Genomic DNA, 25,026 nt, shown 5'->3' with positions numbered 1-25,026 from the left:
TTCTTCCTATATTTCCCCCTCGTTTGCACCGCTGTGCAACGTGTCATTTGAGATAAACCCCACCCCATGATGGCCCCCGCCATCATGGCGGCATGAAAACACAACTTCACCCCATTGCAGCACTGACAGCTGCCGCCCTGGCCCCGGCCCGCGTCGCTATCCTTACCGCCGATCTGCAATCTGCGGCTGACGGATGGTACCAGCTGCTGCCCGCTGGCAAGTTCAAGGCCCGAGACGGCCGCCCCTTCGATGTGGACGGCGGTCACTGGCGTTTGGATGCCGAGATTGCGGCAGATCTCATCACCAAAGCCACGCTGCTGGGGCAGGACATTCTCATCGACTATGAGCACCAGACCCTCAACAAAGAGGTGAACGGTCAGCCCGCCCCGGCTGCCGGCTGGTTCACCGGCTCGGAGATTGAATGGCGTGAAGGCGCGGGACTCTACGTCAAGCCCCGCTGGACGAAGAAGGCGGATGCCTTTATCGACGCCAAAGAGTACCGGTTTCTCTCCGCTGTTTTCCCCTATGACGCCTCGGGCCGTCCGCTCGAGTTGCGCATGGCAGCCATCACCAACGACCCCGGCGTGGTTGGTATGGATGCCCTGGCCGCCCTGGCGGCAACCCTGACCCTTCCCGTTTCTATTCAAAAGGATATCCATATGGACGAATTACTCGAACGCCTGCGCATGTTGCTCAAACTGCCCGCAACGGCCACGGCCCAAGAGATCCAGGGCGCATTGCAAGCCATCGTCGAGATCATAAAAACCGAGGCCGATGGCGAGGCCATGCTGAGCCGCGAAGGTCTGATGGCTTACATCAGTAGCCGCCGAAGCCAAATGGCCACCCTGACCGCCCAGGTCAGCGAAAAGACAGCGGCCCTGACCGCCGCCAGTGGCCAGGTTGATCTGACCCAGTTCGTGCCCAAAGCCACCTATGACGGCCTGGTGCAACAAGTCGCTGTCCTGAGTGCCAAGACCAACACCCAGAGCGTGGACGTCCTCATCAAAGGCGCCCGCGACAAGGGGCAACTGCTGGCTTGCGAAGAGAGCTACGCCCGCCAGCTGGCCTCCCAACAAGGGGTGGCCGCTCTGTCCGCGATGATAGATGCCCGCCCGGTCATCGCAGCCCTCACTGCCAGCGCCCCGCAAAGCGTGGACGTCGACCAAGGTAAGACCAAAGGCGTGGCCGTTCTGACAGACACCCAGGCCATTTCTGCCAAAGCCGCAGGACTGAGCCCAGAGCAATACCTGGCCAAGTACCCGGTTTAACTCCCCGTTATCGTCAATTTTTCAAAGGACTTATTTATATGGCAATGATCACCCCCGCCTTGCTCACGGAGCTGCAACGCACCTGGCGCCAGGATTTTCAAAACGGCCTGGCCATGGCGCCAAGCCAGTACAAAAAAATCGCCTCGGTGATCCCGTCCAGTAGCGGGGCCAACGTCTACGGCTGGCTCGGCAAGTTCCCGATGCTGCGTGAGTGGATCGGTGCCCGTGTCATCGAATCGATGAAATCTGACGGCTACATGGTGCCCAACAAACTGTTCGAAGGGACGGTGGGTGTGTCGCGGGTTGATATCGAAGATGACAACCTGGGCATCTACGCCACCTTGTTCCAGGAAATGGGGCTGGCCGCCGAACAACACCCGGACATTCATGTGTTCGAGGCGTTGGCCAACGGGTTCGATCAACCGTGCTATGACGGCCAGAACTTCTTTGATACCGAGCACCCCATTTACCCGAATCCGGATGGGACGGGCACCCCGAAAATGCACTCCAACGTGTACATGCCGGATGCTGACTGGAAGGGCCTGCCCTGGTTCGTGCTCGATACCTCCCGCGCCATCAAACCCATCATCTACCAGGAACGCACCAAAGCGGAGTTGGAGATGAAGTACAGCGCCGCCAACTCCGATCACGTGTTCATGCTGGACGAATACCTGCACGGCGTGCGGATGCGTAACAACGTGGGTTATGGGTTCTGGCAGATGGCAATGGCCGGTCTGGCCGAGCTCAACGCGGACAACCTGTGGGAAGTGATCCAACGAATGCGCACCATCGAGGCTGATGGTGGCCGCAAGCTCTCCATGAAGCCGACCATGCTGGTTGTGCCGCCGGGCTTGGAGAAAGTGGCAACCCGTCTGCTGGAACGTGAGCTGGATGCGTCCATGAACGGCACCACCTCCAACGAACTGCGCAATCGCCTGGAACTGCTGGTCGCCGACTACCTGTAACCCTTCCCCCCCAAGGGCCTGCCTGCTGGCTGGCCCGTTGATGGAGTAAACAATGCAATGGCTGATACGAATCAAGATATCGCTATTAATGTGCGCTGCAAGCGTCGCCCGCGCTATATCCGGGCGGGTGTGGCGTTCCCCTTTGGCACGTCAACCCATATGGTCACCCGTGCGCAGTTGGACATCCTGCAAGCTGACCGGGCCGGGGCGCTCAAGATCTCGATTGCCCAGACAGAACCGGGGACCACTGACAGCGAAACACCGGCGTTTTCGGTGGATGGTGTGGGCGATGAGTTAGTGGGTAAAGACCGCCCAGACCCGGAGCAGGAAGTGGTACTGGGCAAAGATAAGCTCGCGCATATCGTCGCCGCCCTGAGCAATCGCCCCGAAGACGCCCCTGTCGTGCTTAACGGGGAAGGCAAACCGGACCTGGCCTGGCTCAAGAAAACCCTGGGCGAGAAAGTAACCGCCGCCGAACGTGATGCGGCGCTGTCTACCATGGCGACATCCCTGGAGTAAATCATGCGTTATGCAACCCCGACCGACCTGGATGAGCGCTACGGCGCGACCCTCATCACTCGGCTGTCAGACAAGGACAACACCGGCGAGCGAGCGGACGCGGCCATCGCCCGCGCCCTGGAGGATGCAGATGTAGTTATCGACGGTTTTTTAGATGGCCGCTATCCGCTGCCGTTGGCGACCGTGCCCCGCGTGCTGGTACGCCTGTCGACCTCATTGGCGCGCTACCACCTGGAGGAAGGGTGCGCCACTGACCGCGTCAATGATGACTACACATTAGCCCTCAAGATGCTGGAGAAAATCGGCAAGGGAGAGCTTTCCCTGGGCTTGTCCACGGAAGGTGCCCGCCCCGAGCCGGGGATGTCTTGCGAGATAACGTCAGGTGGACACGTGTTCGCCCGCCAGGACTCACAGGGGTTTATCTGATGATTGCCGACGTAGAGGCCGCCCTGCTGGCCCGTATCAGTACATCACTGGGGCGCACTGTGCGGGAGGTGGCATCCCATCCAGGTCACTGGGATGACGAAGCGGTACGTCAGGTCACTCGCACTCCGCCAGCGGTGTACATCGCCTGGTTGGGGTTGATGCCAGGACGTTTTGATGGAGAGGTCGTCAACCGATGGGCGGCGTTCGTGGCAGCGCCGGTGGCCAATGCCCAGCGCACCGACCAGCTCGGCGCCTATCAAATCACTGAGCGACTCATTGCCACACTGCATGGTCGCTCCCTCTCTCCTGGCGGTCTCTTTTCACTGCAAGAGGTCAGGAATCTGTGGAGTGAAACCCAAAGCGGCACCGGCGTGGCCATCTATGGCCTCTATTTCAATTCACCAGGGCTGATAGACGAGCTGACCGATGAGGAGGAAGCCTTGCCCGACTTTGAACGCCATTACCAAACCTGGTCCGCCGACAACGTGGGCGCCCCGGAGATGGCGGCCCATATCACCCTGGATACGCCCAAGGAGTAAGAGATGAGCGACGTGCTCGATGAACTGCATATCAAACCCGCACCGGGCTGCCAGGTGCGCGACCCCCGCACCCGGTTGCCGCTGGCAGCCGCCGGGGAAATGAAACCTGCCATTGGCTACTGGCTGCGTCGTTTGCACGACGGCAGTGTGGTGCTGGTAGACACTCAACCCAAGAAAAAGGCGGTGGCCAAATGAACCAAATCCCCAATACCGTCCGGATGCCGTTGACCTATATCGAGATCAACAACCGGGCTTCAGGCAAGGGGCTGGCTACCCGTCAAGATACGGTGCTGATGTTCGGGTGTACCACCACGGAAGCGCAAACGGGGTTGGTGGTCAAGCCCATGGAAATCACCTCCGGGGCTGCTGCGACCGCGCTGTACGGTCAAGGCTCGATGCTGGCCATGATGGCTACCCGTTTTTTGGCCATTAACAAGACAGCAAGGCTCTATTGTGTCCCCATCCGAAACGGCACGATCACCACGGCCACCGGTGTACTCACGCTGACGGGTAAAGCCACCGCTGCGGGTGCCTTGTCTGTGATGATCGCCGGTCAGCAGGTAGAGATTGACGTGGTTGAGAAGGATACCCCTGCCATGTTGTATCCCATGCTCATCGCCGCCATCAATGCTATCCCCGCCATGCCCGTCATTGCGTCTGTAGATGCGAAAGACGGGGTGCTGCTGACGGCAAAATGGAACGGTAGCACCGGATGCCAGATTGATGTCCGGATGAACTACTACGCCCATCAACGGGTTCCGGCTGGCCTGGATGTCGACATCACCAAGATGAGCGGCAGTACCACTGACTCCTCTTTGTTAGATGCCATCGGTGCGATGGGCAACACCTGGTTTAACCGGGTCGTGAACCCGTTCACGAACAGTGCCGCATTGACCCAAATGGCCACTGAACTGCTGACCCGATGGGGGCCGCTCAAGATGATCGATGGCATCGCATTCCAGGCATTTCGTGGCAATTATGGCGAGACGTCAGCCTTTGGTTTAGCGCGCAATGAATTTCTGTTTTCGACCATGGCCACCGGGATCTCACCGACCCCGCCTTGGGAGCTTGCGGCCATCAACTGTGCAGTGGCATGTTCCAGCCTGTCCATCGATCCGGCGCTGCCGTTGCAGACGTTGGCACTGCCAGGTTTCTTGCCGCCTGCGGAGGGCGATCGCTGGGAGTGGAACGAGAGCAACAACCTGCTCTACGACGGTATCTCACCGTTCTCGGTGGACGATAGCGGGGTGGCTCATATCCTGCGGCAGATCACCATGTACCGCAAAGACGATTACGGGAACCTGGATGACAGCTACCTGGACGTCAATACCATCGCCACGCTGTCCTATATCCGCTACGTCACCAAGGTGCGTATCGAGGGCAAATTCGGGCGAATGAAGCTGGCCGAAGATGGCGCTCGCTTTCGGCCGGGCTCCTCCATTGTGACCCCCAGCATTATCAAGACCGAGCTGCTGGCGCTGTTTACCGAGCTGGAGTGGGCGGGACTGGTTGTCAACTTCGAACACTACAAGGACGAGCTGCAAGTAGAAATAGATGAAAACGACCGTAACCGGGTCAACGTCTACGCCTCGCAGAACATCGTCAGGCAGTTTCGCATCTATGCCCAAGCCATCAACTACGTCGGATAAGAGGTTACATCATGACATCACCGTATCAGTACCAGGGAAAAGCCATCGTCACGGTGGATGGGGCGGAATATCCCACTCTGGACGGCGCCACGTTCACCCCCTCTGGCGACACCCGCGAGGTTATCAAGGGGGCCAAGGTTTACGGGTTCAGTGCGACCCCGACCGAGGCCACACTAGAGGCGAAATTTCCCAACAACGGCGCGTTGTCCATCGCCAAGATTAATGCCTGGGACAACGTGACCGTGCAGTTCAAACCAGATGTGGGCCATACCCACATGATGGCCAACGCCTGGGTCGCCGACCCGGCCAGTCTGACATTCAAGGGCGAGATTTCAGTCAAGTTCGCCGCTGTTGAATCCAAGGAGATTTAAATGCATACCCTGACCTTAAAAACGGGCCTGCCATTTGGCAAAGATGAACAGCGCACCTTCGAGCGTGACGTGGAGCTCCAGCAACTGACCACGGCCCAGTTGCTCGATGCTGAGGAGGCCTCCGAGAAAGTGGTGTTCGACCTGCAAGGTCAGCCTACCTTGACATCCAGCCCGTTTCGATTTGGCCTGGAAGTGACGCGTCGGCGCATCAAACGGGTTGGCCAAATCAATGGCCCACTGTCTCGCGAGCTGTTGGGCCAGTTGACCCCCGATGACTATGAAGCCATCAACAAGGGCATCCGCGACATGGACAAGGCACAGGCCAATGTCCTGATCGCGGGTGAGATGGCTGAGCGGGGGCGAGTGCAAGCAGTATCTGAGTGATTTGGAGCGGGCTGCGCTGGCGGTCGGCATGAAATTTCAAGGCGGGCCGCAGTGGGCATTGGCACTCCCACTGCCCCGCCTTCTTAGATACTGCGCCTTGCTAAAGGAGTCATCGGATGGCAACTAACACCACCATGACCGCCTCGGTGGTGGTCAACCTTGTCGGCAATATGGCCCAGCGCGCCCGTGAGTTTGGGGGCGCTATCACTCGCATGGACAAGGACGCCAGCCAGTCTCTTTCGCACCTGCGCCAATCAGTTCGTTCAACATCTGACAGCATTGATAGCATGGGCAAACGCGCACTAGGCGTGGGCGTGCTCGGCATCACTGCCGCCGGTTACGCCCTCAAAAACACCTTTCTGACCCAAGCCAAACAGATGGAGTCCTATCGCGGGCAACTGCGAACCTCGTTTGGCAAGGGGGGCGCTGACGATGTGCTGAACTGGGTGCAGGAGAACGCCCGAAAGACCACGTTTGCCATCGGCGATGTGATTGAATCCATCAACATCCTCAAGTCGTTCGATCTCGACCCCACCCAAATTTTGCCCGCGTTCCAGGACGCCGCCGCTGCCGCAGGCTTGGGGCCAGAGAGTGCCAAAGACCTGATGGGGCAATTTGGCCAGATGTGGCAGAACGGGAAAATGTCACCGGGTGCGGTGAAGGCGTTTACCGCCCAGGGGCTCAACCCTATCGCGCTGCTGGCCAAGGAGACGGGCAAGGGTGCCGACGAGCTGATGAAGGCCATGAAAAAGGGGCAATTGGGGCGTGATGCGCTGCGGTTGCTCGTGGTGGCCATGAGAAAGGAATTCGACGGCGCCTCGGTTGATTCCATGAACGACATCAACGGGGCGATATCCAGCATGGGTAACACCTGGGAGCAGTTTCAAATCAAGGTGATGGACGCAGGCGTCACTGACGCCATCACCAAGCAAGTGCAGGCCATTGTGCAGTTGTACGACGCGGCCGAACAGTCGGGGCAGTTGGACAGCGTTGTTAACAGTGCCGCCTCGATGCTCAAAACCATCATTGAAGAAGGCCCCAAAGCCGCTCGCAGCGTGATGGAAGTGGCGAGCGCTATCAACACGGTGGCAGAGGGATTGGGCGGCTGGGAGACCATCGGCAAAACCCTGGTGGCATTGTATGCCGCCAACAAAATGATCCGGATGGGCAATGCGGGCATTGGCATGGGCAAAACGGCCTATGGCGTGGGCCAGTCTGGTGTGAAAGTGGCACGTTCGGGCTGGAACTATCTACGCGGTCGAGGTGGCCAAGGTGGGCCAGCTAGCGGTGGCGTTGAGGTGCCCGGACTGGATGCAGGGTTGCAGCGGGTGTTTGTGGTCAATTGGCCAGCGGGCATGAGCGCCGGTGGCTGGGGCGAGATGGATGGCGGTAAACGGCGCAAGGGGCTTGGCAAGAAAGGCCGGGGCAGCAAGTCGGTTACACCGACAGCCAGGCGCACCCCGTTGCCATCGGTTCAGCCGAACGTGCCGCCCATGGCCGGTGTGGGAAAAGCGCTCAAGTTTGCCTCGCTTGCCGAGAAGGGGGTGCCGCTGCTTAACGCCGCCTTTACCGTCGCAGCAGTGGCGTCTGCAGATAACAATGAGCAGCGCGGCGAAGCGTTGGGGGGCGGTGCTGGCGCTATCATGGGGGCCGCTATCGGCACCGCCATTTTGCCAGGTATCGGCACGGTGCTCGGCAGTGTACTGGGGGATTATCTGGGCAGCTGGCTGGGCGGCAAGGCGGGCCGAGAACTCGATGAGCCCGTCAAGCCTGAGCCGTCACCGTCGAAAAGCGAAATCAAGGTCACGCTGGACGTACCGGACAGCGTGAAAGTCAAAAGCGTGCAAACCCGCACAGATGAAAACGCCATGGCCTTTTACCGTGGCGCGTACTGGGGAGGTTCTTGATGGTCACGGCTGTATCTGATGGCTCCGGCCACTACCGGACAACACTGGGAGAGGGAGAAGGCACCTTTCGCGGGGTACCGTTCCTTATCATGGATGAGGTCAGTCAACGAGGTGGGCAACGCGTTGCCCGCCGCGAGTTCCCCCAGCGCAGCGATGGCGGAGCTGATAGCTTGGGCACAAAAATGCGCGAGCGCACCTTCCAGTGTGTGGTCTTGGGTGGCGATTACATGGCGCAGCGCGATGCGCTGATGACCGCCTTGGATGCACCAGGGCAAGGTGAGCTGGTGCATCCATATTGGGGCACCTTGCCCGTGGTTATCGAGTCCTGGGACAGTCGGGAATCCCTGTCGGCGCAAGGGCGCTGTGATTTCACCATTTCATGCCTACCACCGCTCTCGACTACGGCCCCCCAAGCCAGTGACGATACCGAGCAACAGGTGGCGGATGCCGCCGATAATGTCACCGCAGCCGCAGAGGAAAATTTCACGAATAGCTGGTCACTTGATGGCTTGAGTCTCAGCGATATGGACACTGTCATCAAAGGCGTGACGGACACGCTTGCAGACATAGAAGGGGCGGTGAATTCCATGCTGTCTTGGGTCGATGATGTGCAGCACACTCTGGGGCTGATCGATGCCATGAAGGCCAACGCTGAACACCTCATCAACGCCCCGGCCCAACTGGCCTCGGCACTGTCTAGCAGCCTCGGCAGTATCCGCACTATCTGTAGCGTGTCCGACAGCCTGGCCACCTATCGTCACATGAGTGCTCGGATGGGATTGACGGGCAATGGCGTCGTCATGACCTCCTCGCGCTATCAGCGCCACCTGCAAACTAATCTGTGGCGTACCAAACGCGGATTGAGTCCACAAGTCAGGGTGCTCCCTGTCAGTGCTCAACAAGCCTTGGCCAATCTGGAAAGCCTGGATTTTTTTATGGCGCAATGCATCCTGACATGCCTGACACAATCCTTTTCCGACTCGCTGACACAGGCAGTACAGGTCGCCCAACAGCGGGCGCGCCAATCAGGCCTGAGCAAGGTGTACGACGCAACCATGCCCGCGACCTGGGTGCTGGAGAGTCGTGCACAAGCCCAGGACGGTGTCAGTGTTCTCGCCAGCGCTTGGGATGACGTCATGCTGCAAGCCAGCACCCTGCGCTGGTCAGGGCTTTCCAGGGAAGCCAGAACAATGCGCCTGCTCATCTTGGCCGACACCCGAGAGCGTATTTTGTTGCTCCCCAAAAGTGACAGGGTCACCACCACGCTCATGGAGCCCGCGCTGCTCACGATGCATCGCTATGCTGGCGACTGCCGGGGCTGGCAAACCATGGCCAGACGCAACGATGTGATCAATCCACTGTTTGTACCAGGTGGGGCGGATGTGGAGGTATTGAGTCATGGGTAATGTCGCCTTGCGAGTTGCGGGTCAACGCTACAGCGGTTGGCTGTCGGTGGACATATCCCGTAGCCTGGAGTCGCTGGCGGGGGAGTTCTCGGTGGGCGCGGTACTGGAGTCCACCGCCCCATTTCCGGCCATCGTGCGTGGCCAAGAAGTGCTGGTTGAAATTGAGGGGCAGCGGGTCATCTCGGGATGGGTGCGCAAGACGGTGAACAAAATAACGGGAGAGGAACTGACATTGACCATCACCGGTCGTGACTACACCGCAGACCTTGTGGATTGCAGTGCGGTGTTCAAGGCTGGCTCCTGGGTAGGTCGCAACTTGGAGCAGATAGCCCGCGACCTGTTGTCGCTCTTTCATATCGACGTAGTATGGCAGGTGGCCGACCCCAAGGCGGCGGAGCCCTTTCCCAAGTTCAAACTGGATCACTCCGAGACAGTATTTGAGGCGCTGTCCCGAGGCGCAAGGCAGCGCGGGGTTATCCTGACCAGCGACCCCCATGGGCGGGTGGTGTTTACCGAGCCAGGACTGGCAGGTCATGCCGATGCCCTGGTGTTGGGAGAGAACCTGCTGGAGTGTGAATACGTCGATGATGACAGCGACCGGTTCAGTGTGTACCAGGTACTCGGCGACAGCGCCGGTGGCACCGAACTTGGGGAAAGCATGCTGCTAGAGCAGGTCACCAGTGTGACAGCCACGTTCGTGGATGATGCGGTGCCTCGTTGGCGGCCAAAGCAGATATTAGCCAGTGTCAGCACCAACGCGGTTGCCGCCAAGGCGCAAGCGCAAGCCGAACGGGCCAAGGCCCTATCTCAAGGGCAGCGGGTCACGGCCAAGGTACGCGGTTGGGAGCAACAAAACGGGGCGCTTTGGCCTATAAATGCCACCACTACGGTGACGGCACCCATATTAGGTTTGCAGGACAGGGAGCTGCTGATTGTTGATATTCGATTTGGCCAGGATGATGATGGCGGGGAGTTGGCGACCATGACCTTGGCCCCCAAGGAAGGGTACGATCTCCCACGAGAGGTTGTTCCAAGTGAACAAGCGTCGGCATGGAAAGGCATCGGCATTTCCCAAGAACAATTCGACCGTGAAATTCCGACACACCTGAAACGCCCAGGGTAATACTCGCTTATCGTTGTCAGGTTGACACTCCCTCGCGCAGCAGTGTCAACCATCATAAATCCACACACTCTCTTATCCCCCTCATGATCTCATCAGTGCTTTCACTGATGAGATTTTTTCGTGAATAAAGACGCCCTCGCCCGTGCATTGGCACCGTTGCTACGCCGCATTCGCACATCGGTAGCGCGCGGCATTATCTCGCTCATCAATGACGCCAGCGGTCACCAGACCGTACAGGTTGTGCTGCGTGATGGTGAGCCTGCGGATGATCTCGAACGCTTGCAGGAGTACGGCTTTTTCAGCGTGCCCCTGGCTGGTGCCGAAGCGCTCGCGGTGGCGGTGGGTGGTAAACAAGATCACCTTGTCGTGGCCTGCGTAGCCGATCACCGCAGCCGCCCCAAAGAAGGTAATGCCGGAGATGCTGGCATTTACCACTATCAGGGCCATGAAATTCGTCTGGAAGAAAATGGGGTGGCCCGAATAAAGAGCAAAAAATTGATTTGCGAAATAGAAGAGGAAATCAGCATGACTGCCCCCGACATTATTTTAAATGCAAACCTCAAGGTGACGGGGGAAACAACCCTTGAGGGGGGGGCCAATATTGGCGGCATTGAATTTGATGAACATCGCCATAAAGAGACGAATGACGTGACAGAGGGGCCGCAATAATGCGCGACGCAGGCATTACCTGGAAAAATGGGCGCGGCTGTCTGGTATTGACCGGTGGCGACTTGCTCAACGACGACAGCGTTAACACCGCGCTGATTATCTCCTACTTCACCGACCGCCGCGCGCAACCTGGCGACACAATACCGGATGGTAGCAACGATGCGCGGGGATACTGGGGCGATGCGTATCGGGCTTCGCCGATGGGTAGCCGTTTGTGGCTGCTGGCGCGGGAGAAGCAGTTGCAATCTGCGCTTGAGAAGGCGGTGCGCTATGCCAAGGAGGCCACCGACTGGATGAAGGATGATGGGCTGGTATCGGCTATCAAGATCACGGCCAACTCTCCTCGCGAGGGGGAGCTACGTCTGATCACGGATGTGACCCTACCTGACGGATCAGCCTTACCCGCGATTGAGTTTATTGCCACTGGGTTGGGGGTGTGACATGTCATCGTATACCCCTCCTACGCTGCCAGAGATTATTGTCCAGATCCAGGCCGATATTGACTCGCGCCTGAGCGGTGCCGAGTCATCAGTGCGCAACCGTGTTCTCAATGCCATTTCATTTGCCTTCTCCGGCGCGATCTCTGGTGAATATGACGAACTGGCCTGGCTGGCCAATCAACTTATTCCGCACCTGTCAGATGATGCGTTCCTGCTGCGCTGGGCGGCGTTCTTCGGTGTTCCACGCAAACAACCGGCAGTAGCCAGTGGGAGCGTGTCGGTAGTAGTTGCCAGTGCACTGACCATCCCGGCAGGTACGCAGTGGCGCCGCGCTGATGGGACGCTCTATGAAAGCAATGCAGATATCACGGCCTCGTCTGGTGGCTCGCTTCTCGTTCAGGCGATTGCCCAGGAGCGCGGCGCGTTGGGGAACTGCATTGCAGGCACCGCCTTGACGCTGGTTAGCCCCATTACTGGAGTGCAACCGGTAGGCAGTGTCAGCTTTGACGGGATGGTCGGTGGCGCGAACCAGGAACCCATCGAGCAGTTACGTTCGCGGTTGCTGTTGCGAGTGCAATACCCACCGCAAGGTGGCACCAAGTGGGATTACGAACGTTGGGCGCGTGAGGTTCCTGGCGTGGTGATGGCCTGGTGTTTTCCCACTTGGCAGGGCCCCGGCACGGTGGGAGTTACGTTCGTGCTTGATGGTGAAGGGGACGCCATGTTCCCAACGGAGGCGGATGCAGAACGGGTGGCAAGCTACATCGACTATCACCCAGATCCACTGACCGGACAGCCGGTTGGCCAGCCACTGGGGCCGGTGGTCACGACGTTCATCAGCGAGCCGCTGTACGTGGACTTCACCATCAAAGTGAGCCCGAATACGCCAGAAGTGCAGGCTCAGGTAATGCTGGAAATAGCCACGTTGATGGGCAGTCAGGGGGCACCTGACAGCGCGATCCCCCCTTCTCATATCCGCAAGGCGATTGCGAGGGCCGCAGGAGTGGATGACAGCGAGTTGCTGTCCCCGACTGCATATATCGTGACAACCCATAACCAACTGGCGATGCCAGGAGAATACACATGGGAATAGACGTTTCCGTCAGAGAGGCGCGCCCGTCACCGACATACCAGCGCGCCCTGCTGCAATTGATGCCTCGCGGGCAAGCGTGGGATACCCGGCCCGATGGTGACTCCGGCAAGTTAATGCTGGCCTGTGGCGACTCGTTTGCGCGCGTGGATAGGGACAAATGCCAGCTGAGCAGTCGGGAGCGCTACCCCTCCAGTGCCACCTGGTTGTTGCCTGATTGGGAGGCGTGCCTGGGACTACCAGAGTGTGCCGGACTGTCCCAATCCATTGCCGAGCGCCAACGCGTGGCGCAAAACAAGATGACCTTTTACGGCAGTCTGAACCGGGTGTTTTATGAAAATTTGGCGAAAGCCTACGGGTTCGACATCGCCATCACGCCAGACCCGGATAACTCGTTCATATCCAAGGTGAACGTGAAGGGGGGGATCCCCTATCGCGATGCCAACGTGCTAGACCCCTGTACCACGCCACTGCGCGTGTACTCCTATTCGGAGTTGCAGTGTGTGCTGGAGCGCTATTGGCCTGCCCACCAGGGCATGACATTTACGTTTGATGGAGAGTAACGATGTATCACGTTGACAATAAAACCGGGGTGTCGAGTATGCCTGACATCCCCCCCTCGGAATCAGCCGTCCCGCAGTGGTTCACCGAGGGCGGGCCAGGTGAGACGCCTACAATCCCTGGCTCGACCACGTGGAACATCTGGCAAGCGGAGCTGCTGAACATTCTGGCTGCTGCGGGGGTTAAACCTGACAAGTTCAAACTAAACCAGATTACGGAGTCTATCGGCCTCCTGATTGCTGGGGGTATTGAGGATGCCGGGCTGCTCCCAGGTGAGACCTACAAACCGAGAACCGACAGCCTGAACAACAGCCAGGGGCTCATATCTATAACGCAAAACAAGGATATGGATACCTGCGTGGCTGGCGATTTTGGTCTATACGAGCGCACTTCGTGCACCAATTCCCCACCTATTAAGGACGCCAAGGTTTACTGCGAAACACGGTCAACCGAAAAAGACAAAGGCCTTATCCAAACTGCTTATCCCGCTCAGGGCAGCGGCGGCGCTTGTTGGCGCGCCAAGGCGCAGACGGCAGCCTCTTGGACCGATTGGCGAATGTTTTATGACACCGCTAATCCGCCTTCACTGTCGGAACTGGGCAGCATCCCCCCTGTCGGTGCTGTTTTGCTATTTGAGGGGAACGACAATCCGGCAGCTATTTACAACGGCACGACCTGGGGCCGGGTAGCGGTGAACCTTAACTTGCGCGGCGCGGCAGAGGGTGAGTCAGGCGGTCTTACAGGTGGTAGCGACACTGTCACGTTGGGGTTGGAGCACATGCCAAGTCATGCCCACACGGTGGATGACCACGCGCACCACATTCCTGGGCATGCGCACTATCTATTCAATGATGTCTGGAGTGAGTACGGCAAACCGCTGGCGGCAAGTCCTTCCAGTGAGGTTGCAATAGGGGGCGTGAGCCGCACCGGTACTGACCGTGATGACTATTTGATGATGGCGTCGGTGGGCGGCAACTGGGCGGGTGTCTCAAACGTTGCGGGCGAGACAGATACCTGGGGGGCAACACCGGCAACTGACGCGCAAGGTGGCGGAGCCGTATTTTCGGTACTGAATGCCTTTTACAAACTGCATGTATGGAAGCGACTGACATGAAAAAAATCTACTACTACCTCTATCTGCGCAATCTTGAGCAGGGTTATCCGTGTGTGTTCAGGGCACTCAATGAGCCACTTCCCGAAGAGGAGACGGAAGGCTTGCTGATGCGACTTTACTGCGCAGAGCGCTTGCCTGAGCGGCTCATCATTGACGACACGGACACCATTCGCGAGCCGACGCCCCAGGAGGTTTACGATTTGGCGCAGAAGTTCGTCCAGGAGTACATCGTTCCGAGCGGTATGTACGTCAAGGATGATGTGGTCAAGGCGTTACCAGCGTGTTCCGTTACGCTCGTAAATCCCCGGTTCGACGTAGAGCAAGAGGTCTGGCAGGAAATGGCCACGCCGGAGCAAGTTGCATCACACGTGCAACAGGAGACGCGACGCTATTACCTGTATGCGCTGGCAAGCTATGGGCTTGTGCGTTTGGAGCATGAGCTGGGGCTGGTGTCGGATGCAGAAATGGTGGAGGCAACAGCATACATAAAGGGACTGGCGGCAGAGGAGGAAGTGATCCGGCCAGCATGGCTCAGTCGGTATGAGCACTAAGTAGTTGTGATGCTCGGTTGTATTTGGCACCCCCATGACTGCAATGCAACCGAGCCCCTAAGCATTAACCGACCCCGAAAAATCACAAAGCAATGTTTGTGCCAAGTCATCATATAGCCCTCCAGTAACACCGCCTTAGATTTCCCATTGGTTCCGCAAAAATTCCCATTGGTTTTGCCGCGCTACAGCAGCGCATCGTCGATATTGGTCCAGACGTTGCCGTACTGCACATCCAGGATCGGGATTGTGCCCTTGAGGGTGCCATCTTTCTCGGCCACAGCCGGCTGATAAGGGATCTTCACCACCTCGGCGGGCAGCAGCGGGCCAACCTGCTCGTAGCTGATGGCACCGGAGGCGAGCCGCGCGCCGGTATAGGCGTACACATCGCGGCCGTGGAAGGTGTAGGACTTCTCGGAGCCCTTGAGGCGATTGAGCTTCTCGTCGATCTGACGCACAGCGTCTATGCCGAAGTGCTCGGCCACCAGGGTCAGGGTGCCGTTATCCGGCGATACGATGTAGTGGCCGCTCTTGGTCTTGAGCACCACAGAGTGACGATCTGTGCCCACACCGGGATCTACCACGCTGACAAACACTGTGCCCTTGGGCCAATACTGCAGGGTCTGGTAGAGGCGGTAAGAGGCTTCCCAGATGTTGTAAGCCGGTATTTCGTGGGTCAGATCATAGAGCGGCAAGCTGCGATCCACCCCGAAGGCAACCCCCTTCATGGCTGACACTGCGCCATCCTTGAGGCCAAAATCGGTCTGGATCACCAGTGCCTCGTTGGCGGCGGCGATGCCGCTGGCCAGCAGGAGGGCGAGCGCGATGGCGCGGGGAGCGGTACGAATATCCATATCAGAACTCCTGAATCGTGATAGATGAACAAGAATAGCCATTTAGACATCCAGAATGCCATCAATAACCAAGTTTGCAAGCCGTATCACCCGGATGGGGGAGCTGAAAGCCCTCGCCAGCAAGCATGGGCGGGTGTATGGATAGGCTTGGTTATCAACACGGCAAGGAGATCCCATGACAAGCAGCCACCCCACCATCATGCTGAAGCTGGAGGAGCAGACCAGCAAGGTGCAGATCACCCAGGCAGACGGTATCACCATCACCTACAAGCTGGCATTTGGTCTCGAGGCCATGACGCCGGGCCCGTTTCGCCAGGATCCGCCTACGGCGCACGAACTGGAACGGGCCATCATGGTGGTGGAGGATGCGCTGATGCCGCTGGCGGCCCGCATTCCGGCCCATGAGCTGGTGACGCTGCACAGCCCGCTCCCGCTGGCTGGCGAGCTCGGCAGCCATGAGCTGAGTCGGGAGAGCATAGAGCAGCTGTTCGGCCAGTTTGCCGCCATGGTGGAAGGGGATCCGCTGGCGGCGGCCCACTTGCCCAAGGGACGGCACTTTGCCGCAGTGTTGTTGATCCTGCGGGAATGGATGCATCACCTGGATGCCAAACGGGTAGTCGTAGCGGAGTAAGTGCTGGCGGATAAATGGCTCAGGCCGCGGCTCGCTCGAAACGGCTGCGCCATACCCCCCAGGCCAGCCCAAGGCTGATCAGCACGCTGCCGACGGCGAGCAGATCCACCGCAGCCCGCAGGCCGACACTGTCACTCACCCAACCCAGCAGCACAGGCACCCAGTTCGCCACATAGGCGATCATATAGAAGAGCGACACCAGCCGGGCGTGGCTGGCGCCGGGGGTGATGCGGTTGACCAGGGTCGCACTGCCGACAAACACGGCTCCCTGGGCGTAACCTGCCACCAACAGCCCAAGCCCCGCCAACCAGAGCGACTGGACGTGCACGGCGCCGGTAAACAGCAGCACGCAGAGTGCCAGCGCCAGGCAACCGCTCTGCAGGGTATGGCGGGCATCGAGGCGGCGGGCCCAGAGCTGGCACAGGCCGGAGAGCACCATATAAGCCGCGATCAGATAGCCGAACAGGCCGAGATCCCGCATCCCCAGCAACTGGCTCACCACCTTGGGGCCAATTGCCAGCAGGCTGGCCGCCACCGCCCAGGCGGTAAACAGGGCCGCCGCGCAAAGAAAGAATGCAACGCCAGTGACCTTGAGCCCCTCCCCCAGGGATCCCTTGCCCTGTCCGTGCGCCGCGGCCGGCGCCCCTTGCGCGCTGGCGGGCCAGCTCGGCACAACACCGACCATGGCGCTGGCCGCCAGCCCCATGATGAGCAGGAAGGGCAGCTGAGTCGGATAAAAGTCCAGCTGCAACGCCAGCCCGCTGAATACCGGGCCGAGTGCCAGTCCGGCAGTGAAGGAGAGGGTCGCGCTCAGCGCCGCCCGCTTGCCGCCGTCGCGGGGGCCAAAGCGCAACAGCGCCACATTGGCGGCGCCGGTCAGCGCCCCCGTGCCGATCCCGGCCAGCACCCGCGCCAGCAGCAGTGACCAGAACGAATCGGCCAGGGAAAAGAGCAGGGCGCCCCCCGCGACCGCCAGCAGTGCAGGCAATATCATGGCGCGCAAGTCCGCCACCCGCCCTGCCAGATTGCCCACCCCGAACAGGGAGATGAGCACGCCGGCCGCATAGCCGCCATAAATCAGGGTGAGGCTCACATCGCTCAGCGCCAGTGCCTGCTGGTAGTGGGGATAGAGAGGTGTGGGCACGCTGCTGTTGAGCAGCGCCGACATCAGGGCCAGCGGCAGAAACAGCAAGATGGCGCCATGGGAAGCCTGCACCTCGCAGGGCCGGGCGGTGGACAAGGATGATGACATGCACAACTCCGATGAACGCGAGGCCGAGCCCCGCTGACGAGAGTCGGCAATGATAGCGCCCGTCCATCCCTGCCGACAGCGGCACAAATGCATCATGCTGCTTCAATAATGCATGCCGGTGACATCAATTTGCATGCCAGCAAGGCCACACTCGCCTTGTGATCCCGCCTGCGCTGGCTTCTAATGGGCTCGCCCCGAGGGGGCACTTTGAGTGGGAGGCTCGATGATCAACTGGGATGACGCACGTTTTTTTCTGGCATTGGCAAGACAGGGCACACTGCGTGGCGCAGCCGGAGTGCTGGGGGTCGATCAGGCCACCGTCGGGCGACGCATCACGGCGCTGGAGCAGAATCTGGGCTCCAAACTCTTTATCCGCACCCCCAAACTCTATGACCTGAGCCCCCTCGGCGAAACCATGCTGGCGGATGCCAGCGCCATGGAGCAGGCCATCAAGGCCATAGAACGCAAGGCGAGCGCCGGGGATCAGAGCCTGTGTGGCGAGGTGCGCATCGCCACCACAGACACCCTGGCTCAGGCCTTCGTGCTACCTGCCCTCACCCTGCTGCGCGAGCGCCACCCCGGTATCCGCCTCAGCCTGCAGACGGCGGTCAGCGTCAGCGACATCGCCTACCGGGAGGCCGATCTCGCCATCCGGGGACTGCGTCCCGACAACGACGAGCTGGTGATCAAGCGGCTCACCACCATAGAGATGGGGCTCTACGCCTCTCGTGACTATCTGGCCCGCCAAGGCACGCCCAAGAGCGGCCACGGGCTGAGTCAGCACGCCCTGCTGCTGTTTGCCAAGGAGCTGGTCTCCCGCCACTGGCACAGCCTGTGCGGGGAGCCGCTGCACGAACCGAACGTGGTGCTGCAGTGCAATGCCCAACTGCTGTTGCTGGCGGCGGCCCGTCAGGGGCTGGGGATAGCGCTGCTCTCCACCTTTCTGGCAGACAAAGAAACTGAGCTGGTACGGGTACTGCCCGCCCTCAGCGATCCGGTCGACATCTGGCTGGTGCTCCACCCCGACCTGCAGAAGGCCAGCCGGGTACGCGCCGTGGTGGATGCGCTGGAAGAGGTGTTTCATTGCCGCTAACCAGCACAGGGAGCTGCTCGCCATGGCGCAGCTCCCGAGCACGACCAGCAGGGCGAAGCGCGGGATAGAGGCCAGTCCCCTCGCCCGCCTTCTGCCCATGCCCCCGCTTCTGTTACCATGCCGGCCACTACGATTGTTTCCATCGTGGCTCTGGCCGCGATAACCACACACTGGTGCCCCTATGTCCATTGCCTCCTTTGCCGAACTGGCCCTCTCCCCCCGTCTGCAGCAGACCCTGAGCGAGCTCGGCTATGCCGCCCCTACCCCCATTCAGGCTCGCGCCATCCCCACCATTTTGGCGGGGCGGGATCTGATGGCGGGCGCCCAGACCGGCACAGGCAAGACAGCCGCTTTTGTGCTGCCGCTGCTGGAGCAATTGATGCAGCACCCGGCGAGCGACACCACCCGCCCGATCCGCGCCCTGGTGCTGGTGCCGACCCGCGAGCTGGCGGTGCAGGTCTTTGAGAGCGTGACGCGCTACGGTCAGGGCACCAACCTCACCAGCGCCCTGGTCTATGGCGGGGTCAGCATAGCCGCGCAGGTGGAGGCACTTAAAGCCGGGGTGGATCTGCTGATCGCCACCCCGGGCCGCTTGCTAGACCATCTGCGTCAGGGGGCCCTGAGCCTTGAGCACCTCGACCATCTGGTGTTTGACGAGGCGGACCGCATGCTCGACATGGGCTTTATGGACGAGATCAAGGCGCTGCTCAAACAAATACCTGCGGATCGCCAAACCCTGCTGTTTTCGGCCACCTGCGATGACAACCTGTTTGCCTTGAGCCGTGTGCTGCTGCGCGACCCTGAGCTGATCGAAGTGGCACCGCGCAACACCACGGCGGCCGAGGTGGAGCAGCGGGTCTATACCGTGGATGGCGAGCGCAAGCTGGCGTTGGTGGAGCACCTGATCAAGGTGAAAGGGTGGGCACCTGTGTTGATCTTCAGCCGCACCCGTCAGGGGGCTGACAAGCTGGCCCAGCAGCTTGGCAAGGCGGGCATCAATGCGCTGGCTTTCCATGGCGATCTGTCGCAAAGCGCGCGGGAGAAGGTGCTGCTGGAGTTTCGTGCCGGCACCCTGCAGGCCTTGGTGGCCACCGACGTGGCGGCCCGCGGCCTCGATATCTTGGATCTCAACTACGTGATTAACCTCGAATTCCCGTTTGTGGCCGAAGATTACGTCCACCGCATCGGTCGCACCGGCCGCGCCGGCAACAAGGGGCTGGCCATCACCTTGTTCAGCCCGGAAGATGCGCCGCTCTTGGAGAAGGTGGAAGCCGTGCTCGACACCCGATTGCCCCAGCAGTGGTTCCCGGGCTTTGAGCCTGATCTGACCCGCTTCGAACCCGAGCCACGCCGCAACAGCAAGGCAGCCCAGAAGCAGCGCGCCAGAAAGCAGGCCCTCGGCGGTGGCAAGAGTAGCAAGGGCAAGCGTTAAGCCGCTCAACGCCGCCCACAAAAAACGCCCGCATGGGCGTTTTTTGTTATCTGACAAGGGTCAGCGCCAAGCTTGGTGACTGAACACCTAGCGGGTCGCCAGCACCAGTGGCAGGGATTTCAGGATCCGCCGCTCCGCCAGGGTGGAGAGAATAAACATCACCATATAGCCAAGCCCCAGCGCCACGATAATGGCTACCACATTGGTAGTGAACTCGGCCACCAGATAGTAGGCCGCCACCAGCGCCACTATACCCGCCAGCCGGATCAGCAGACTCTGGGTAAAGTGGCCGTGGGCCTTGATATAGGCAAGCTGATAGCCGTTGAGCATCATGAAGATGAAGAAGATGGAAAAGTGGAACAGCACGGGCACGGCGCCCACATAGTCGACGGGGAACAGCAGCAACACCAGCGGCTTGCCCGCCAGCAGCATCAGCACAAAGAACACCAGACTGACGATGGCGGAGAGGCGGAAGATCCAGCGGCGGATCATCCTGATCTGGCGGTGATCGCCGTTGCGCAGATTGACCGCCAGCTCCGGCAGCACGAAGCGGTAGATGGGGAAGACAAACAGCAGCGTCATATAGGTGAAGATGGGGCGCACCACCACCTGGAAATCCCCCAGCTCGTCGAGGCTGAAGTGGCGTATGGTGAGCAGCACGGTAATGTAAATCATCAGGATACTGGCCCCCGCCTCGAGGGACGCGGTAAAGCTCTTCTTCACATAGCTGCGCATCTCGGGGCCGAGTTCGACTTTGGCCAGCGGCCGGGTGGCGATGGCCCGGCGGCGATAAAGATACATATAGAGGGCAATGCCCAGCGAAGAGGAGGTCAGCCCGTAGAAGAGCGACGAGAGTGCATCCATCCCCAGCCCGAAATAGCAGGCCATAAACAGCAGGGCATTGGCGAGCGGCTCCAGCCAGGTGACCTTGTTGGAAATGTCATACATGCGGTACATGGCCACCAGATTGGTGAAATAGACCTTGAGCCCCAGCCCGAAGATAACGCCCACCAGTTGCAGATACTCCACCCGGATATGGAGCCCGTGCTTGATATAGGGGATCACCAGCCCCCAGGTGAGCAGCACTATGCCGATGAGGAAGTAGCGGAAGATATTGATGATGTCTCTGTCGTTCTTGGTCTGGGAGTAGCTCACCACCATGGAGGAACGAAAGCCGGTCATCAGGATAAGGGAGAGGGAGATGAGATCCACCACGCTGTTGAACAGCGCCAGATCTCCCTTGGCCACCCACTGTGCCAGCCACACCTTGAAGGCGAAGCCGATGACGATGCTGACTAGCGAGGCCCACATGCCGGTGACAAAGGCCTGCTTCAGCCGCTCGAGGGATTTATATTGCATATCAATTGCTTGTTAATGGCTGGCCAGAGAGGAATCCATCTTATGAAAGCGCACCCGGCTTGAACAGCCTTAATGCCGGGGGCCGGCTGCCGGCCGGCAAGATTCGGAAATCAGCCACAGAAAATCCGGTGCGCTGAAAACAGGAAAACGCCCGTTCAGGCGTGTTCTCTGGCCAGCACCTGTCAAGAGTGAGGCGTCTCTTGTTATCTCTGCGCCCTGGCTCTCTATGCCTGCGGGGCGGCCTTGATCAGCGACTGGTAGTGATCAATCAGCTCGGGCCCGTGCAGCGGCGAGTCGTGACCGCCGACCACAATCTTGATGGGCAGCTTCATGGCCTTGAGTCTCTCCAGCGTCTGCGGATACGCCTTCACATCGGCAAAACTCAGGTTGCCCAGCTTCTCCTTGAGGATGCAGTTGCCATAGAGCACCTGCTGGTCGGGGAAGTAGACAAAGATGCCGTCCGGCGTATGGGCCGGGCCCAGGTAGAAGGCGCGCACCTTACCCTCTTGCAGGGTGAAATCGCCATCGTGCACCACGTTTGGCAGCACCAGCGGCAGATCCGGGTACTCCGGCAGCCCCTTGCGGGTAAAGGCGACAATCTCGGCCCAGTCGCTCTTCATCAGATCCCGGGTATGGCGAGTCGCCACCACCTTGGCCCCGATGGACTTCCAGTAGGCGTTACCGCCCGCCCGGTCGGTGTGGTAGTTGGTGTTGATCACCTCCAGCACGGGCTTGCTGCTGACCCGCTTGATCAACTTGTGCAGCTCGCGGGCGGTATCCGGCGTCCAGGTCGCCCCCACTACCGTCACCCCCTTGGCCCCGAAATAGACCATGGAGTTCTCTTTGACGTAGTAGTTGTCCTCCACCACATAGACCGGGCCGCTCACCTGAGTGAGGGAGATCGCTGCCGCATGCACGCTGCCGCCCCAGAAACTCGCCATCAGCACCAGGGCACCGGCCAGCCCGCATTTCATCCAACCTTTCATCATCTTGCTCCCTCGATACAACTGCCCCTCGCCACCCCTGTGGCAAGCCGGGCCCATTTATCAGTGGGCAGAAAATACGGGGGATTTGTGAAGGGAAAATGGGCTTGTGTGAAGAGAAGGTGAAGTCTGGGGAAAGTCTGGAAAAATCAGGGGAAATCGGCAGTGAACCACGACAAAGATGGCGGTTGGCAGTGAGAGGGAAATGGTCGAAGCAGTCAATCAGCGCCTTGATGCAGGGACAATTAGCGCAGCGTAATCGTCCGCATACCGCGTCATAGCAATACTGGCGGCCCCCTGTATTTCAGCAACCTCTCGGCCACGACCTATTCGCGATCGTCAGAATACGCTTAGCTATTCTAACCTACGGCTCTGATAAACACTTATCACTTAAAAACACTCACCTGAATATCTTCCCGATTATTTAATCGGTAACGACATGGGAAATTGAACTTGGGCCTAATAATGGGCCTCATAACCAAGGAAAATACCATGTCCAATCAATACAGCGTTAAGTTTGTCAACAGATCCACTAACTCAGGGAATGTGGCGCTGTTTCAGCAGCTGCCGGATCAACGAGCCCAGAATATTTTCTCCCTCGCCTGGTTCAGTAAGTTTGTTAATCCAAACGTACACGAGATCTTCAAATGGGAAATTGATTACTCCTTTGTCTGGTCCGATACCGGCGAGATCAAACCCGGCATCATCTTCGAAGGGGGAGAGGAGATAGCCGCCGATCTGACCACGGCCAACACCATTACCCTGGATTACAACGGCGGTTACTTTTTCTCGCCAACCTCCTTTAGCGGCCAATCAGGTTCTCTCTATATCGACGAGAGCGCCAATGTGCCTCTCAAGCAGGCCGCTGTCGGTATCGGCATGAGCAAAGCGGGTACCTTCGTCAAGGCGACCCAGCCGAACCTGCATCTGGAGTTTGTCCCCCACCCCTCTTACTGGATTGTATTTGGCGACTTCCAGCAAGGAGAGATCCTGGATATCGAGCAGATCACTGATGCGGTTGAGATCAAGTTCGGGCCCAACATCTACGAGATGGTTGCAACCCTGAAACAAGACAACTCTTGGGCCATCACAACAGCCTGAGTATTGGGCGGCGGGTTCATACCGCCGCCTCTACACAACCAAGGAGCACAAGGTGAAAGACATCATTATTATCGATGGTAACGGCCATGCACTGGATCCCATGGACCAGCGCGAAGCCGAACAGTATCTGAGTGATTATCTGGAGAAAAATCTCCACGCCAACCTGAAGCAGTGTTTGAACGACGTGATGGGAGGTAAGGGTAAGGCGACCGGCGCTTATCAATATAACGGCCATGCTGTGCTGCATGCATCGTCCGGCAACGTACAGAAGAGCGTCAGCCTCTTCTACTACGACGATGGTGGCAACCACCATATTATTGCCATGGGCGAGCATAAGACAGCCACCAGTTACAAGCTGAATTTCTACGGCCAACCGGCGGGTGACTTCAAATATAAAGCGTCCATCACCTTATAATATCTTCGCCCGGGGAGACCCGGGCATTTTTATTCTCGCCTGACAATCCAAGCATCTCACATAGGCCGATTCGATAGCCGTTATACGCAGGGCCATAGCCCGTCCATGTTTCTCGGTTGATAAAAGCAGGGCCTTGCCCGCCCCGCTTATGGCTGATACCGCGAATTATTGCTCTCTCATCTTTCGCTTGATATTGGCAACTTGGCGAGTCCCCAGATCGAACTCTTTGGCGAGCTGAGTGCGCGATTTACCACTCTCCGACTGAACCATGATCTCTCGGTTGCGCAATTGTCTATCGATATGCTTGGCCAGAGGCACCTCTATGCTTAGTCCCCCCAAGGCGTTACATAATCGCCCCATCGCCACCTCACTGCAATACGCAGCATGGTGCTTGGGTGATTTAGGGATATATTTGCACTGCCCTCCAAAGGATTGCGTGAACATATACGCCTCCTCCAGTCCCATAATATCGATAAGTTCCTGCAACTGCCCGGGCAGTCTGGTGACATCGATATAGGCCAACGCATCGGCCAAAATGCACTCTCCATGGTATTTCATTGCCTCATTCCTTGTGTCATTTGAGAACCCAAATGACATCACGTTGAAATGTGACAATCGATGGGGAAATCATTCAGGCCAAGCGCGCCAGCCCCCTTTTCGGCTCTCTCACTCCCCAGAACTGACAATAAAAAACCACCCGCAAAGCGGGTGGTTTTGTTTTCATTATCACCAGCCTAACCCAGGCAAATGGCAATCAACCCAACGGCGGCGTGCGTGGCGGTACCCTGCGCTTGCTGCCGGTGGACTCAAAGCTGAGGCAACACAGCAAGTTGTTGTCCTCTCACAGACCGCCAGCGCAAGCCAACCCCAAACTAAAATAGTGCAACCATGGCTAATAAACGGCGTTTTTACTGACGGGTATGATAC

Annotated in this window: 27 protein-coding genes and 1 pseudogene; 23 read left to right on the top strand and 5 right to left on the bottom strand. The window is 58.9% G+C overall.

Features of this window, described 5'->3' with window-relative positions; all coding sequences use genetic code 11:
* Positions 1-92: 92 nt before the first annotated feature.
* From BN1128_RS12815 to BN1128_RS12730, 18 genes are all read left to right on the top strand, one after another.
* Positions 93-1,268, top strand: coding sequence for a phage protease (locus BN1128_RS12815; protein ID WP_042869275.1), 1,176 nt, complete (start codon positions 93-95; stop codon positions 1,266-1,268).
* A gap of 38 nt (positions 1,269-1,306) precedes the next feature.
* The gene (locus BN1128_RS12810; RefSeq protein WP_042869273.1) at positions 1,307-2,233 is read left to right on the top strand and encodes a Mu-like prophage major head subunit gpT family protein; all 927 of its coding nucleotides are present in this window, start codon (positions 1,307-1,309) and stop codon (positions 2,231-2,233) included.
* Positions 2,234-2,290: 57 nt separating this feature from the next.
* The gene (locus tag BN1128_RS12805) at positions 2,291-2,752 is read left to right on the top strand and encodes a hypothetical protein (RefSeq protein WP_042869271.1); all 462 of its coding nucleotides are present in this window, start codon (positions 2,291-2,293) and stop codon (positions 2,750-2,752) included.
* A 3-nt stretch (positions 2,753-2,755) separates the two neighbouring features.
* Complete coding sequence (locus BN1128_RS12800) at positions 2,756-3,178, top strand: gp436 family protein (RefSeq protein WP_042869269.1); 423 nt, start codon at positions 2,756-2,758, stop codon at positions 3,176-3,178.
* On the top strand, positions 3,178-3,717 hold the full coding sequence (locus BN1128_RS12795; RefSeq protein ID WP_042869267.1) for a DUF1834 family protein: 540 nt from the start codon (positions 3,178-3,180) through the stop codon (positions 3,715-3,717). The genes BN1128_RS12800 and BN1128_RS12795 overlap by 1 nt, the downstream gene beginning before the upstream one ends.
* Before the next feature lie 3 nt (positions 3,718-3,720).
* A complete protein-coding gene (locus BN1128_RS12790) occupies positions 3,721-3,912 on the top strand; it encodes a DUF2635 domain-containing protein (protein WP_042869265.1) in 192 nt (63 codons plus the stop codon).
* Positions 3,909-5,366: a phage tail sheath subtilisin-like domain-containing protein gene (locus BN1128_RS12785; RefSeq protein ID WP_042869263.1), complete on the top strand. Its 1,458-nt coding sequence runs from the start codon at positions 3,909-3,911 to the stop codon at positions 5,364-5,366. Before BN1128_RS12790 ends, BN1128_RS12785 begins: the two co-directional genes overlap by 4 nt.
* Before the next feature lie 11 nt (positions 5,367-5,377).
* Positions 5,378-5,737 (top strand): phage tail tube protein, encoded by a 360-nt coding sequence (locus BN1128_RS12780; protein ID WP_042869261.1) that lies wholly within the window; start codon positions 5,378-5,380, stop codon positions 5,735-5,737.
* Positions 5,738-6,121, top strand: coding sequence for a phage tail assembly protein (locus BN1128_RS12775; RefSeq protein ID WP_042869259.1), 384 nt, complete (start codon positions 5,738-5,740; stop codon positions 6,119-6,121).
* A gap of 116 nt (positions 6,122-6,237) precedes the next feature.
* Complete coding sequence (locus BN1128_RS12770; RefSeq protein ID WP_042869257.1) at positions 6,238-8,028, top strand: tape measure protein; 1,791 nt, start codon at positions 6,238-6,240, stop codon at positions 8,026-8,028.
* A complete protein-coding gene (locus BN1128_RS12765) occupies positions 8,028-9,434 on the top strand; it encodes a DNA circularization protein (protein ID WP_042869255.1) in 1,407 nt (468 codons plus the stop codon). Before BN1128_RS12770 ends, BN1128_RS12765 begins: the two co-directional genes overlap by 1 nt.
* Positions 9,427-10,557, top strand: a complete 1,131-nt coding sequence (locus BN1128_RS12760; RefSeq protein WP_042869253.1) for a phage baseplate assembly protein — start codon at positions 9,427-9,429, stop codon at positions 10,555-10,557. The genes BN1128_RS12765 and BN1128_RS12760 overlap by 8 nt, the downstream gene beginning before the upstream one ends.
* A 120-nt stretch (positions 10,558-10,677) precedes the next feature.
* The gene (locus BN1128_RS24675) at positions 10,678-11,226 is read left to right on the top strand and encodes a phage baseplate assembly protein V (protein WP_082030410.1); all 549 of its coding nucleotides are present in this window, start codon (positions 10,678-10,680) and stop codon (positions 11,224-11,226) included.
* On the top strand, positions 11,226-11,666 hold the full coding sequence (locus tag BN1128_RS12750) for a phage GP46 family protein (RefSeq protein ID WP_042869250.1): 441 nt from the start codon (positions 11,226-11,228) through the stop codon (positions 11,664-11,666). Before BN1128_RS24675 ends, BN1128_RS12750 begins: the two co-directional genes overlap by 1 nt.
* A 1-nt stretch (position 11,667) precedes the next feature.
* Positions 11,668-12,759 carry a baseplate J/gp47 family protein gene (locus tag BN1128_RS12745; RefSeq protein WP_042869248.1) on the top strand — a complete coding sequence of 364 codons (1,092 nt, stop codon included), beginning with the start codon at positions 11,668-11,670 and terminating at the stop codon, positions 12,757-12,759.
* The gene (locus BN1128_RS12740) at positions 12,750-13,319 is read left to right on the top strand and encodes a putative phage tail protein (protein ID WP_042869246.1); all 570 of its coding nucleotides are present in this window, start codon (positions 12,750-12,752) and stop codon (positions 13,317-13,319) included. The genes BN1128_RS12745 and BN1128_RS12740 overlap by 10 nt, the downstream gene beginning before the upstream one ends.
* 2 nt (positions 13,320-13,321) lie before the next feature.
* Positions 13,322-14,431: a hypothetical protein gene (locus BN1128_RS24115; RefSeq protein WP_052445512.1), complete on the top strand. Its 1,110-nt coding sequence runs from the start codon at positions 13,322-13,324 to the stop codon at positions 14,429-14,431.
* Entirely contained in the window at positions 14,428-14,982 is a 555-nt protein-coding gene (locus BN1128_RS12730) for a hypothetical protein (protein WP_042869244.1), read from the top strand. The genes BN1128_RS24115 and BN1128_RS12730 overlap by 4 nt, the downstream gene beginning before the upstream one ends.
* A 185-nt stretch (positions 14,983-15,167) precedes the next feature.
* Here the strand turns inward: BN1128_RS12730 and BN1128_RS12725 are convergent.
* A pseudogene (locus BN1128_RS12725) lies at positions 15,168-15,833 on the bottom strand (SAM hydrolase/SAM-dependent halogenase family protein); the annotation flags it as partial.
* Between the two features lie 175 nt (positions 15,834-16,008).
* On the opposite strand from BN1128_RS12725, the gene BN1128_RS12720 reads away from it, so the two are divergent.
* Positions 16,009-16,464, top strand: a complete 456-nt coding sequence (locus BN1128_RS12720; RefSeq protein ID WP_042869242.1) for a hypothetical protein — start codon at positions 16,009-16,011, stop codon at positions 16,462-16,464.
* A 19-nt stretch (positions 16,465-16,483) separates the two neighbouring features.
* Here the strand turns inward: BN1128_RS12720 and BN1128_RS12715 are convergent, their stop codons facing one another.
* On the bottom strand, positions 16,484-17,716 hold the full coding sequence (locus BN1128_RS12715) for an MFS transporter (protein WP_042869240.1): 1,233 nt from the start codon (positions 17,714-17,716) through the stop codon (positions 16,484-16,486).
* Between the two features lie 223 nt (positions 17,717-17,939).
* On the opposite strand from BN1128_RS12715, the gene BN1128_RS12710 reads away from it, so the two are divergent.
* Together BN1128_RS12710 and BN1128_RS12705 are read left to right on the top strand one after the other, a co-directional pair.
* Complete coding sequence (locus BN1128_RS12710; RefSeq protein WP_042869239.1) at positions 17,940-18,809, top strand: LysR family transcriptional regulator; 870 nt, start codon at positions 17,940-17,942, stop codon at positions 18,807-18,809.
* A gap of 181 nt (positions 18,810-18,990) precedes the next feature.
* Positions 18,991-20,241 carry a DEAD/DEAH box helicase gene (locus BN1128_RS12705; RefSeq protein WP_042869237.1) on the top strand — a complete coding sequence of 417 codons (1,251 nt, stop codon included), beginning with the start codon at positions 18,991-18,993 and terminating at the stop codon, positions 20,239-20,241.
* Positions 20,242-20,328: 87 nt separating this feature from the next.
* Here the strand turns inward: BN1128_RS12705 and BN1128_RS12700 are convergent, their stop codons facing one another.
* Positions 20,329-21,600: a membrane protein gene (locus BN1128_RS12700; RefSeq protein ID WP_042869235.1), complete on the bottom strand. Its 1,272-nt coding sequence runs from the start codon at positions 21,598-21,600 to the stop codon at positions 20,329-20,331.
* Positions 21,601-21,824: 224 nt separating this feature from the next.
* Positions 21,825-22,589 (bottom strand): CphA family subclass B2 metallo-beta-lactamase, encoded by a 765-nt coding sequence (gene cphA, locus BN1128_RS12695; RefSeq protein WP_082030409.1) that lies wholly within the window; start codon positions 22,587-22,589, stop codon positions 21,825-21,827.
* Positions 22,590-23,075: 486 nt separating this feature from the next.
* Between cphA and BN1128_RS12690 the strand changes: the two genes are divergently transcribed.
* Together BN1128_RS12690 and BN1128_RS12685 are read left to right on the top strand one after the other, a co-directional pair.
* Positions 23,076-23,684, top strand: coding sequence for a hypothetical protein (locus BN1128_RS12690; protein WP_042869231.1), 609 nt, complete (start codon positions 23,076-23,078; stop codon positions 23,682-23,684).
* Positions 23,685-23,736: 52 nt separating this feature from the next.
* On the top strand, positions 23,737-24,099 hold the full coding sequence (locus BN1128_RS12685; protein ID WP_042869229.1) for a hypothetical protein: 363 nt from the start codon (positions 23,737-23,739) through the stop codon (positions 24,097-24,099).
* A gap of 165 nt (positions 24,100-24,264) precedes the next feature.
* Here the strand turns inward: BN1128_RS12685 and BN1128_RS12680 are convergent, their stop codons facing one another.
* Entirely contained in the window at positions 24,265-24,657 is a 393-nt protein-coding gene (locus BN1128_RS12680) for a Mor transcription activator family protein (protein WP_017409075.1), read from the bottom strand.
* Positions 24,658-25,026: the final 369 nt, after the last annotated feature.

This window comes from Aeromonas piscicola (assembly GCF_000820005.1).
Lineage (GTDB): Bacteria > Pseudomonadota > Gammaproteobacteria > Enterobacterales > Aeromonadaceae > Aeromonas > Aeromonas piscicola.
Note: the sequence above shows the minus strand (reverse complement) of the source record. Positions and strands in the feature narration are given on the sequence as shown.

Excerpts from the sequence above, each read along its gene's own strand:
- BN1128_RS12730 (WP_042869244.1), top strand. The coding sequence starts at position 14,428 with ATGAAAAAAATCTACTACTACCTCTATCTGCGCAATCTTGAGCAGGGT.
- BN1128_RS12690 (WP_042869231.1), top strand. The coding sequence starts at position 23,076 with ATGTCCAATCAATACAGCGTTAAGTTTGTCAACAGATCCACTAACTCA.
- BN1128_RS12740 (WP_042869246.1), top strand. The coding sequence starts at position 12,750 with ATGGGAATAGACGTTTCCGTCAGAGAGGCGCGCCCGTCACCGACATAC.
- BN1128_RS12765 (WP_042869255.1), top strand. The coding sequence starts at position 8,028 with ATGGTCACGGCTGTATCTGATGGCTCCGGCCACTACCGGACAACACTG.
- BN1128_RS12815 (WP_042869275.1), top strand. The coding sequence starts at position 93 with ATGAAAACACAACTTCACCCCATTGCAGCACTGACAGCTGCCGCCCTG.
- BN1128_RS12760 (WP_042869253.1), top strand. The coding sequence starts at position 9,427 with ATGGGTAATGTCGCCTTGCGAGTTGCGGGTCAACGCTACAGCGGTTGG.
- BN1128_RS12710 (WP_042869239.1), top strand. The coding sequence starts at position 17,940 with ATGATCAACTGGGATGACGCACGTTTTTTTCTGGCATTGGCAAGACAG.
- cphA (WP_082030409.1), bottom strand. The coding sequence starts at position 22,589 with ATGATGAAAGGTTGGATGAAATGCGGGCTGGCCGGTGCCCTGGTGCTG.
- BN1128_RS12700 (WP_042869235.1), bottom strand. The coding sequence starts at position 21,600 with ATGCAATATAAATCCCTCGAGCGGCTGAAGCAGGCCTTTGTCACCGGC.
- BN1128_RS12800 (WP_042869269.1), top strand. The coding sequence starts at position 2,756 with ATGCGTTATGCAACCCCGACCGACCTGGATGAGCGCTACGGCGCGACC.
- BN1128_RS24115 (WP_052445512.1), top strand. The coding sequence starts at position 13,322 with ATGTATCACGTTGACAATAAAACCGGGGTGTCGAGTATGCCTGACATC.
- BN1128_RS12705 (WP_042869237.1), top strand. The coding sequence starts at position 18,991 with ATGTCCATTGCCTCCTTTGCCGAACTGGCCCTCTCCCCCCGTCTGCAG.
- BN1128_RS12810 (WP_042869273.1), top strand. The coding sequence starts at position 1,307 with ATGGCAATGATCACCCCCGCCTTGCTCACGGAGCTGCAACGCACCTGG.
- BN1128_RS12745 (WP_042869248.1), top strand. The coding sequence starts at position 11,668 with ATGTCATCGTATACCCCTCCTACGCTGCCAGAGATTATTGTCCAGATC.
- BN1128_RS12775 (WP_042869259.1), top strand. The coding sequence starts at position 5,738 with ATGCATACCCTGACCTTAAAAACGGGCCTGCCATTTGGCAAAGATGAA.
- BN1128_RS12770 (WP_042869257.1), top strand. The coding sequence starts at position 6,238 with ATGGCAACTAACACCACCATGACCGCCTCGGTGGTGGTCAACCTTGTC.
- BN1128_RS12715 (WP_042869240.1), bottom strand. The coding sequence starts at position 17,716 with ATGTCATCATCCTTGTCCACCGCCCGGCCCTGCGAGGTGCAGGCTTCC.
- BN1128_RS12750 (WP_042869250.1), top strand. The coding sequence starts at position 11,226 with ATGCGCGACGCAGGCATTACCTGGAAAAATGGGCGCGGCTGTCTGGTA.
- BN1128_RS12790 (WP_042869265.1), top strand. The coding sequence starts at position 3,721 with ATGAGCGACGTGCTCGATGAACTGCATATCAAACCCGCACCGGGCTGC.
- BN1128_RS12680 (WP_017409075.1), bottom strand. The coding sequence starts at position 24,657 with ATGAAATACCATGGAGAGTGCATTTTGGCCGATGCGTTGGCCTATATC.
- BN1128_RS12805 (WP_042869271.1), top strand. The coding sequence starts at position 2,291 with ATGGCTGATACGAATCAAGATATCGCTATTAATGTGCGCTGCAAGCGT.
- BN1128_RS12795 (WP_042869267.1), top strand. The coding sequence starts at position 3,178 with ATGATTGCCGACGTAGAGGCCGCCCTGCTGGCCCGTATCAGTACATCA.
- BN1128_RS12785 (WP_042869263.1), top strand. The coding sequence starts at position 3,909 with ATGAACCAAATCCCCAATACCGTCCGGATGCCGTTGACCTATATCGAG.
- BN1128_RS12780 (WP_042869261.1), top strand. The coding sequence starts at position 5,378 with ATGACATCACCGTATCAGTACCAGGGAAAAGCCATCGTCACGGTGGAT.
- BN1128_RS12720 (WP_042869242.1), top strand. The coding sequence starts at position 16,009 with ATGACAAGCAGCCACCCCACCATCATGCTGAAGCTGGAGGAGCAGACC.